The organism is Halococcus sp. AFM35, from assembly GCF_051195015.1.
Taxonomy (GTDB): Archaea; Halobacteriota; Halobacteria; order Halobacteriales; family Halococcaceae; genus Halococcus.
Map to the genome: position 1 here is coordinate 1 of NZ_JBNTJU010000098.1, position 1,074 is coordinate 1,074.

1 protein-coding gene is annotated in these 1,074 nt (G+C 57.4%); it reads right to left on the reverse strand.

Going from position 1 to position 1,074, the window contains the following annotated elements:
• Positions 1 to 5: 5 nt before the first annotated feature.
• A protein-coding gene (locus tag ACQUQO_RS18235) for an IS630 family transposase (protein WP_435080075.1) occupies positions 6 to 1,027 on the reverse strand; the annotation gives its coding sequence in 2 pieces (ribosomal slippage) (positions 6 to 514 and positions 514 to 1,027; 1,023 coding nt in all).
• Positions 1,028 to 1,074 lie beyond the last annotated feature (47 nt).

A 1,074-nucleotide genomic window follows, 5' to 3' on the forward strand; every position in this document is an offset into this window, starting at 1 on the left:
TATACTCACGGACACAAATACGTGAAGAGATTCGGTGGTTCGATAGAATCGAGTGCAGCGAGAGCAGCGTCTCGAAGAACGTCGAGTTCCTCGAAGAGTTGGTTTCCGAGACGTTGGCTGAGTCGATGCCAGCACTCCTCCGTGGGGTTCAGCTCCGGTGAACCCCGCGGCAGGTAACACAGTTCGAGCGGCGTGTCTTCGGCGAAGTCTTGCACTTTATTCGCCGTGAAATATGACGCGTTGTCCAGCACCACACAGAGTTTCTCGCCGAACCTGGTCTGGAGCGCATCCAGCAGCCGAATCGTGAGGTCGCTGGTGTAGTTGTCCTCGCACGGGAGAAAGAACGTCTCGCCGTCGTCGGTGACGCCACCCAGCAATTTCAGACTCTCCCACGCGCCCGACACCGGCAGTGTCGGGCGCTCTCCTTCTGGAAACCACGCATACACGAGATTCGCCAGCTCCTGGCGATTCTGGTCAATCGTTACGACTGTGTAGTCGTCATCCAGATCGGATGACTTTTTTTGAACCCTTCTTGCCACGCTTCTTGAGCACGTTCGTCAGCCTTGACGTACTGTGGCCGGGCTGTCTGGCGCGACAGCCCGGCCTCGGTCATCAATCGCCGGACGTGACGGTCACAGTATTCCACCCCAAACCGTTCTTTGAGGTAGTGTTGTGCGAGTGGAACCGTCCACGCACGCGCGTCGATATCGGCTTCCTCGGGCGGTTCGTGGAGGACTTCCACGAACCGCTCGTGCTCTTGGTTGGAGAGTTCAGAGGGACGACCGGATCGAGGTTCGTCGTAGACGACGTCCTCGAACGGCTCAGTTTCGAGCCGTTCGAGACGTGTGAGCCATTGCGAGAGCCATCCGCCGGTGTACCCGTATCGCTCGGCTGCTTCTTTCTGGGTGAGATCGTCGTCTTCGAGATAGTTGATTGCGACCATGAGCCGCTGTGTGGGCTTCTTGTCTTCGACCTCCGCCAATACCTGGCGGAGGTCTTCGGGAGATACGTTTTCGCCAGCGGTCATACCGGTCCAACGGGTTCGTTCCTTAAGAATATTCAGCCGTCAGTATA